Source organism: Microcoleus sp. FACHB-831 (genome assembly GCF_014695585.1).
GTDB lineage: Bacteria > Cyanobacteriota > Cyanobacteriia > Cyanobacteriales > FACHB-T130 > FACHB-831.
This window is the reverse complement of the sequence record NZ_JACJON010000060.1, coordinates 173,280-179,870: the sequence shown is the minus strand read 5'-3', so window position 1 is coordinate 179,870 and position 6,591 is coordinate 173,280. Positions and strand designations below refer to the sequence as shown.

General features: G+C 40.1%; 8 protein-coding genes. 4 read left to right on the top strand and 4 right to left on the bottom strand.

What is annotated here, in order from left to right:
* The first annotated feature begins 106 nt into the window (after positions 1 to 106).
* A complete protein-coding gene (locus H6F77_RS17115) occupies positions 107 to 256 on the top strand; it encodes a KGK domain-containing protein (RefSeq protein ID WP_199321378.1) in 150 nt (49 codons plus the stop codon).
* A 92-nt stretch (positions 257 to 348) separates the two neighbouring features.
* Entirely contained in the window at positions 349 to 759 is a 411-nt protein-coding gene (locus H6F77_RS17110; protein WP_190489742.1) for a KGK domain-containing protein, read from the top strand.
* Between the two features lie 72 nt (positions 760 to 831).
* Here the strand turns inward: H6F77_RS17110 and H6F77_RS17105 are convergent, their stop codons facing one another.
* Positions 832 to 1,041 (bottom strand): Nif11-like leader peptide family natural product precursor, encoded by a 210-nt coding sequence (locus H6F77_RS17105; RefSeq protein ID WP_190489741.1) that lies wholly within the window; start codon positions 1,039 to 1,041, stop codon positions 832 to 834.
* Between the two features lie 302 nt (positions 1,042 to 1,343).
* Here H6F77_RS17105 and H6F77_RS17100 point away from each other — a divergent pair, with 302 nt between their 5' ends.
* Positions 1,344 to 2,063 (top strand): NUDIX hydrolase, encoded by a 720-nt coding sequence (locus tag H6F77_RS17100; RefSeq protein ID WP_190489740.1) that lies wholly within the window; start codon positions 1,344 to 1,346, stop codon positions 2,061 to 2,063.
* 121 nt (positions 2,064 to 2,184) lie between these two features.
* On the opposite strand, the gene H6F77_RS17095 is transcribed toward H6F77_RS17100, so the two are convergent.
* Together H6F77_RS17095 and H6F77_RS17090 are read right to left on the bottom strand one after the other, a co-directional pair.
* Positions 2,185 to 2,931 (bottom strand): DUF4079 domain-containing protein, encoded by a 747-nt coding sequence (locus H6F77_RS17095; RefSeq protein WP_190489739.1) that lies wholly within the window; start codon positions 2,929 to 2,931, stop codon positions 2,185 to 2,187.
* A 28-nt stretch (positions 2,932 to 2,959) separates the two neighbouring features.
* The gene (locus H6F77_RS17090) at positions 2,960 to 3,430 is read right to left on the bottom strand and encodes a DM13 domain-containing protein (protein ID WP_190489738.1); all 471 of its coding nucleotides are present in this window, start codon (positions 3,428 to 3,430) and stop codon (positions 2,960 to 2,962) included.
* 622 nt (positions 3,431 to 4,052) lie between these two features.
* Here H6F77_RS17090 and H6F77_RS17085 point away from each other — a divergent pair.
* The gene (locus H6F77_RS17085; protein WP_190489737.1) at positions 4,053 to 6,263 is read left to right on the top strand and encodes a glycosyltransferase family 2 protein; all 2,211 of its coding nucleotides are present in this window, start codon (positions 4,053 to 4,055) and stop codon (positions 6,261 to 6,263) included.
* On the opposite strand, the gene H6F77_RS17080 is transcribed toward H6F77_RS17085, so the two are convergent.
* Positions 6,260 to 6,472, bottom strand: coding sequence for a hypothetical protein (locus tag H6F77_RS17080; RefSeq protein ID WP_190489736.1), 213 nt, complete (start codon positions 6,470 to 6,472; stop codon positions 6,260 to 6,262). The two genes, H6F77_RS17085 and H6F77_RS17080, sit on opposite strands and share 4 nt — an antisense overlap.
* Positions 6,473 to 6,591: the final 119 nt, after the last annotated feature.

Sequence of the window (6,591 nt, the reverse complement as noted above, 5' to 3'; positions counted from 1 at the left end):
GCTTAATGCCACTTATTATCATTAAGCCTGTTTATTCTGGTTTCTCATTAGTTCATTTGTACTCTTCCATCCCCTTTTGCTGATGTGTGACAGTTGTGGGTGCGGAATGTGGGCTATAAACATTATTCCGGCGAAAGATTACCGATTAAGTCCCGAAGTTAACATTCAGGTTTGTCTAGAATTTTGCCCCGATAAGCCTAAAGATCCTGAATCACCTCTAGATGATATTCGCAAGATGTTAAAAGATGAGCAGTAGCCCGGTATTGCCCACACAAAACCCTCCTTTTACTTTGTCGGGATATAATACTTTGATAAACTAGACAAAATTAATTATTGAGTTGCATTGATATGAATGATGAATTTTACCCCCTCGAAAACTGTGATGATGATGTCGTACTCTTGAATCAAGATACATTTAAAATAAGCAAATTAAAAGAATTAGTTAAGCAAAACATTCACACTAAATGGTATACCGATACTTACAATTACCAAACAAACAAGCCTGGTGGCTCTATTTCTAACTTGTTCAGTAACGTATCTATTGGCGTAGTGCCTATTCAATTAAGTGAAATTAAATATAGTGGTGTAATAGATTGCCAGATTCTTAGAATTGGTGCTAGAGGTTGGGAAAAAGGAAAACTGCGAATTCATGGAAACATTATAGCAAAGGAAGTCTGTCTAGAATTTTGCCCTGATAAGCCTAAAGAGCCTGAATCGCCTCTAGATGATATTCGCAAGATGTTAAAAGATGAGCAATAGCCCTGTATTGTCCACACAAAACCCGATAAAAAAACAAAGGGTGGTTATTCCCACCCTTGTAGCCGAAGAAATTTAAATACCTGGAATATCGGATATTTTAGACGGAAGTTCTTCAACAGAGAAGCCAGTCACCTCGTTCCATTCTTTAACGGTGAAGTCATAGCCAGATTCTTGAGCCAGCTTAACCAATGTTTCCACATCGCGGGCTGTGTTGAGTTTTTCCCGTAAATCATCGTCAGCTTGAGCAGCTCTGAACAGTTTAGTGACTTGATCTTTTGCCATATCGGTATATTCCAATCGTCCTAAGTTAAGCTACAACCTTTCTGCTAGAGTAGCAAATCTGTTTTGTGTCTTACCAGAATATATAAAAAGTATAGGTAGGAAGTTTCGCACACATACGCGGGAGGCGGAATAACTTTGCTTGTGCGACGCCTTGGCTTAAGGAAAAGTTAACGTAAGGTAGTGCGTGCGATCGCTAAGCGATTTTGAAAAGGTTCCGCCAAAAGATAATGCAATTTGGTCTAGCTATCGTTAGCCTTATTGAAGATCTAGAGGAAAAAAACCTTTTTTGCGAGGAGAAAATCATGCAATCAGACCCATTAGATTACCTATCCCGTCTCCCGGAAGAAGCACGTTATCTAGGAGACCATACCAAGGGAGAAATCGAAATAGTTACTGACTCGCAAGCGATCGCAGAAATTGTTGAAACCTACCGCGAAAAGCTTCAGTCTTTAAATCTTAATAGCGATCTTGCATCTGTAGGCGTACTCCTAGAGGATGACCATATTTTGGTTATTCGAGATCCCGTTAGATTCCCTAGCGGACAAACTTCAACTTATTTTAGGGTTTTGCAACGTGCTGGATTAGATGGGCCATTGGGCGTGGTTATGCTGCCATTTTGTGATGGTTTAATATATCTAAGAAAAATTTTTCGCCATGCGACACGTCGCTGGGAATTAGAATGTCCAAAGGGATATAAACAGAAAGATTTTAGTCTTGCTGAAACTGCGAAAAACGAAATTTCAGAAGAACTTGGTCTTGAAGTTAAGGATATACGCGATATTGGTTCTCTAGCGTCAGATACGGGGCTATCCGCAGGAATAATACAAGCTTATTGGGTTGTGCTGGAAGGTGGTAAGCCACATCCTAGTCCAGAAGAGGGCGAAGCTTTTGGGCCAATTGTGGCGATCGCGCCTCGTGAAATCATGGAAAAAATTCGCGCTGGGGAAATACGCGATGGCGTTACACTATCTGTTTTGCAGCTAGCACAAGCACAAAATTTGTTGCCATTAGATAAAGATTGAAATTATAGGTTACTAGAATATTGCCATAGCAACCAAATTGCTTAACCAGTATATCTATTAACCACCCTAATAATTACAGCCGTATTCCGGCCAATAGAGCTAAAAAGCATCTTTTTTCTAATTACTTCTGTCCTCCTAGTGGTGCTGGGTTAGGACAAGTTTTATTAGCCCCATCGCACTTGTATACATAATCTTTTTGCCAGCTAAGAGGGATTTCTAATAAGTCTCGCGAACCTGTAATGCCTTGCCCCAAAAATAGTATAAGCGCGACGCAATTCAAAATAATGTGAATATTTCGCCAGCGATTTGAACGATCCTTATAAATCTCTTGAATAATTGCTAACGAAAAAATCATCAGCCAAGCAGCTACTATACCTAAAAAGAAATGAGATACATACCACTCATGCTCTCGGCGGTAGATACCGTATTGGTAGCCTAGAATTTTATCTATGTAGCCTAAAACAACCAAACCCAAGCCTGTTAAGGTTGCAAATATCGCCCGCCAGAGCGGCTGCTTTGCTTTGTAAAGAAAGGCTAATGATGCGATTGTAGCTGCAAACATTAGCACGATCGAAACGAGATTGAACAGTTGTTTGTTCCAAAGCTGATTGGGCAAAATGATGTTAAAAATAATAGGGTGTGCAAGCCCTATTAAAGTTAATACCACGACTGAACCCGACAGCCAGCGACCCAGCTCGACGTGTTCAGCGCCAACAAGAGGGGGTATGTTGTTTTTGCCTTCAGTTGCGGCGAGTAGGCGGCGCTGGCGAGTTTTCCAGGCTAAATTGACGACAATTCCAATGAGAGGGAATAGGACTACAACCGCGATCGCTGGATGAATTAAAGCAATAAAATCTTCGACGTTCATAGCAAACCTCTCGACTTCAGCGCCTAGATTAACTGAGGGGAGCGTAGCCAAAAGTTGAGTTTAATTTACGACTCCAGATCGCAACAGCATAAAACTCTCCCAAATCCACCCGATCGGGAATAGGATAGCGTTGAGTACCTTGCAACTTCTGTAAGGGGCCGAGGCTTACATAATCGGAGGCTTTGTAACTTTTAGGTAGAGTAGAGCGATGCAGAACAACAAATAGCTCCGGGCCTTGATCTGTTTTGAATGCATCAGAAAACTCCAGATAACTTTGCCCCTTTTCTGTCACTACACTCACGCTTCCCAGAGTCCTACGTTCCTCGGATGTAAAGATTCCAAATGCTCTGGGTGCCAATTTTAATGATGGTGCCAATTTAGCTGGTGGGGTTTTCACAGTCTCCGGTTGGGTAGGCTTCACCTTGGAGTTTACCTGTGGGGTACAGCTAACTGTTAACAGGGCAGTTATACTCAGCAAAGCCACGTAAGTCAATTTCATTGCTTTCAAATCCTCTACTGTATTGAGTAATAATCTAATATAACATCTATAAATTACGGAGAGATTAATATCAAAAACCTCTATATTTATCATTAAAATTTAGTATTAATTCTATCTAGACTTAAAAAGCCCTATTCGGTAACTCCCTAAATCACTTAGACGCCTTGCTATAGAAACTGTTCCTAAGCTTTAATTAAAGTGTTAAAAAATTATAGGCGTACCGTGTTTTATTTAAAACTGAATAAATTCTTTTATCTTAAAGTTAATCACAACTTTTACTAAAGTATTATGTTTTAATCTTTTTTACAGATGAATTTTTGTGGAGATTTACGCTAGTTATTTGATTGTAAAGCAAACCTTAAATTCACCTTAATATATTGTTAAAAATGTTATATTTTAAAATACATAAATGCAAAATAAATTGATTCCAAGCGCCAATACCAAAAACACCAAAAAGCGTTTAATTTAAAATTTTATAGAAAGTTTAAATTAAATTATCGGTTCAGATTATTACTAATGAATAGTGAGGGAACTATCATCAATCTTAAGGAATTTGAAAGCCAAGAGCAGAAATGATTAAACTTTATTGGGAATAAAGAAAGCAAACTTGAATCGCCAAAAAATGAAAGGTTCACGATTTAATAAACACAGCTCGGAGCGAGTTTTTCGGCTGCAAGGATGTAGCCTATTTATCGCGGGCATCCTTGGATTTGCGATCGCGATCGCTCTTGCGTGGTTTGTCACAAAAGGAACCCTCAATTTCTCGCAACAGAACCGCCATTGGTGGCCAGAAGTACAAAAGTTAAGATGGGAATCAATAATTGCTCCCACTGTAGTTTTGTTTTTAACTGTAGTGGCAGTGATGAAAATTTCTCCCCAGCCTCAAAACCGCTCGCGGACGCTCGTAGTAGGGATTTTGTTGGCTTTGATCGCGCGTTATGCCCTGTGGCGATCGCTCTGCACTCTTAATCTTACCAATCCCCTGAATGGTGTCTTCAGTTTGGGATTATTTTTTATGGAAATGTGTATGCTTGGCAGTAGCGCCATCCAACTATTTTTAATGCTGAATGTCAAAGACCGACGGCGCGAGGCTGACCAACTTGCATTGTCTGTTGTTGATGGTATTTTCACCCCCTCTGTGGATATTTTGATACCGACTTACAACGAAGCTCCCTTTATTCTGCGGCGCACAATTATTGGTTGTCAGGCTTTAGATTATCCAAACAAGAAAATTTATCTGCTCGATGATACTAAACGACCAGAAATGAGACTCCTAGCTCAAGAATTGGGCTGCGAGTATATATTTACCACAGGAAATATTTATGCGAAAGCTGGCAACTTAAATAATGCACTTCCTAAAACAAAGGGCGAATTAATTGTTGTATTTGATGCTGATTTCGTTCCGACTAAGAATTTTTTAAATCGTACTATTGGCTTTTTTCAAGATAATAAAATTGCCCTAGTTCAAACTCCTCAAAGCTTTTACAATGCCGATCCAATTGCCCGCAATTTAGGTTTAGAAAAATTTATAACCTCGGAAGAAGAGGTGTTTTATCGGCAAATTCAGCCGATTCGGGATGCCGCTGGGAGCGTTCTATGTTCGGGAACGTCTTTTATCGTGCGGCGGAGCGCTCTAGAGGAAATTGGTGGCTTTGTTACAGATTCGCTGAGTGAAGATTATTTTACAGGAATTCGCTTATCTGCCCGAGGCTATCGATTGATTTATTTAAATGAAAAATTAAGTGCTGGTTTAGCAGCAGAAAATATATCCGCCCATGCGACTCAGCGACAGCGGTGGGGTCGAGGTACTTTGCAAGCATTTTTTATTGATGAAAATCCGCTAACAATTCCTGGACTGTCTCCTCTACAAAGGCTGGCTCATTTAGAAGGATTGCTTTATTGGTTCACTACTTTGCCTCGCGTTTATTTTCTGATTGTGCCCTTAATTTATTCAGTTTTTGGTATCGTTCCCTTGCGAGCTACTACTTTGGAATGGTTGTATTATTTTATGCCTTACTATGTAGTGCAAGTGTCGGTATTTTCCTGGTTAAACTATCGCAGCCGTTCGGCATTACTATCAGATATTTACACCTTGGTGCTGTGCTTTCCCCTAGCATTGACGGCGATACAAGTAATGTTTAAACCCTTCTCTAAAGGGTTTAAGGTGATGCCAAAAGGAATGAAGTGCGATCGCTATTTTTTCAACTGGCGTTTAGCCTTCCCTCTGATTATCGTGTTTATAGCAACAATAGCCAGCTTGTGCCGCGCTCTAGAACTATCGAAAATCCCGTCAAATACAAATTTTGTTGAAGGTACCAGCTTGGTTTGGATTTGGAGTGTTTATAACCTCTTGATAATTAGTGTAGCGCTGTTAACCTTGGTGGATGTCCCCAAACCCGACCTTTATGAATGGTTTGATTTGCGGCGAGTAGTACAGTTAAATGTTTCTGATCAGACATTCTGGGGGATGACTACGATGATTTCGGAAGTGGGTGCTGAAGTTGCTCTTACTCACGCAGCTAGCTTTCCTGTAAAGGAAACGCTACCTATAAAATTGATGATTATGGAGGAGGAATTGCATATCCAAGGAAAGATTACCAAAACTGGTTTTAGCGATGAATTACTTACTGTAAGGGTGGAATTTGAGCAAGTTAGCCTCCAACAACATCGGCGTTTAGTTGAAATGTTGTTTTGTCGTCCCGGACAGTGGAAGTCGCCAAATACGCCAGGGGAATTACGCTCTTTGTGGCTACTATTAAAAGTTTTGGTGAGGCCAAAATTTTTATTTGATAAAAACCCGGACGTAAGCGCGATCGCTGTCTCTAAAATTTAAGGCTTTGCTAGCTTATCCAACAAAATATGCTCGTCTCGTAAGGCTAAATTTATCGCGGATGCTGTGGGAGATCTATCGCCAAATTTAATAGTATTAATTAAGTTATTTGCAGAATTATAAAGCTGAAATTTTGCTAAATATTCAACACTAATTACTTCACCGCCGAAGACTTCTTTTAACAATTCTGTCCACTTGTAGCCAGAAATCATTACTGAATTATAAGCCTCATCGTGCCAGTAAACTTTGCCCCCAGATTGACGAATCGAAAAAAATCCCCATCACCAACAGAACAAGAATTAAAAACCGTAACTCCGCTGACTGCCGCCCT